This window comes from Luteimonas sp. A537 (genome assembly GCF_054052065.1).
On record NZ_JBSVRH010000019.1, the window covers coordinates 1 to 1566 of the forward strand.

General features: G+C 63.2%; 1 protein-coding gene. It reads left to right on the top strand.

Going from position 1 to position 1566, the window contains the following annotated elements; translation table 11 throughout:
- The first annotated feature begins 178 nt into the window (after positions 1-178).
- The gene (locus ACW7GZ_RS14865) at positions 179-1510 is read left to right on the top strand and encodes a hypothetical protein (protein WP_457010047.1); all 1332 of its coding nucleotides are present in this window, start codon (positions 179-181) and stop codon (positions 1508-1510) included.
- Positions 1511-1566: the final 56 nt, after the last annotated feature.

The following is a 1566-nucleotide window of genomic DNA, read 5'->3' on the forward strand; positions in this document are numbered from 1 at the left end:
GGCTCCACTCGACGCTGGGCTACGTCAGCCCGGAGCAGTTCGAGCGGGCCCACGCTGCTTAGACGGGTGTCCGAGAAACGGGGGCAAGATCAGCTCTCGGCGACGGCGTTGTCATGATTCATCCGCCACGCAATGGGTCAGCCAGCAATCGGGTGGCGATGCAGGCAGGGCGGACTGGATGCTGAAGTCCGCCCTGAGCATAGAGGGCCTGCTTGCCATCATCGACCAGCAGGGCGAAGCCAAGAAGCAGCAGTACACCGCGGCCGGGTACGCTCAGTACAACGGACAAAGCATGTATGTGGCCCAATTTGAGGGGCTCAAGCGGTCGGGGGCGTTGCCTCCGGACGCGTCCTTCGCGCCGCAGACGACGCACGATGGCATGGCCAGGTCCGTGGACTACAGCAAACCGGGATTCGTGACCGTCCCCGATGCGCGAGGGATCGATAGCGATACACGCTCGCTCAAGGACGAAGTGCACGACAAGCTACAGGCCAATGGCGGCACGCATGCCCACACCCGGTTCCTCGATACGTTCAAGGCCAAGACGGAAGACGACAGCCGCAAACTGGCTCGAGTGGAGCTCGACTACAAGGTTCTGTTCGACAGTGCCGCGCGCAAACTGGTGACCGGTCACGATTTCGACGAGGACTACATCTTCGATGGCGTGTTCTATCTGGTCTGCGTGTGCAAGCTGACCTATGCCGGATATCTGACCGACAATGGCCTGGACTGGTACCAGAAATTCCTGACCGACAATCCGAACGACAAGGAAAACCTGCTGTTACGCGCGCTCTTGGGCAACCAGAAGAGTGCGTTCGCCGAATGGGTGGCGAAGGGCAGTGGGCCATATGGACGCCTGAGGTCGATCGTCAGCCAGTTGGACAAACTCAAGCCAGAGGAACTTGGCGCTGAGGGCAGGGCGATGCTGCGCTATCTGCCTTACTTCAAGCTCGTGTTGGCCGGCTATGCCAGCCCCGTGTTGACGGTCATGGGTGCGGTAGCCACCGGCCTGAGCAAGCGCCAGCAGATCTCGGTTGCGTTCCGGCAGAAGTTGGCGGCGCTCGCGGGTCTGCTGGGCGGACACGCCAGTGGCGCCAATCCGCCCGCACTGCTCAAGCTGAGCCTGCCGATGCCGGACGCGGCGCGTATTTGGCGGCAACAGGTCGGCGCCATCCAGAACGCCGTGCGCAAGTTCGCGGGGACGGTCAAGGGCGAGCGCGTGCAGAGCCTTGTTCTGGAGGGCGCCATCGCGCTCGAAACGCGTGGCGCGCAGCAAGCGGGCGATATCCTGGTCGATGTCTATCTTTGGGTGGACGATTTGCCCGATGCCGTGGGGGACGCGTTTGAGGGCGAAGGATTTTCCCGATCGAATTTCGGCGGGGGGGGCGCGGCGGTGGCAGCGCGGCTGAACGGGTACGTGCTGCGCCCTGCGGCCGCCAACCTCTACGGACGTGCGGTAAGGCGGGGGTTGAACTCTGATCTTGCCCCCGTTTCTCGGACACCCGTCTAAGCAGCGTGGGCCCGCTCGAACTGCTCCGGGCTGACGTAGCCCAGCGTCGAGTGGAG

Excerpts from the sequence above, each read along its gene's own strand:
- ACW7GZ_RS14865 (WP_457010047.1), top strand. The coding sequence starts at position 179 with ATGCTGAAGTCCGCCCTGAGCATAGAGGGCCTGCTTGCCATCATCGAC.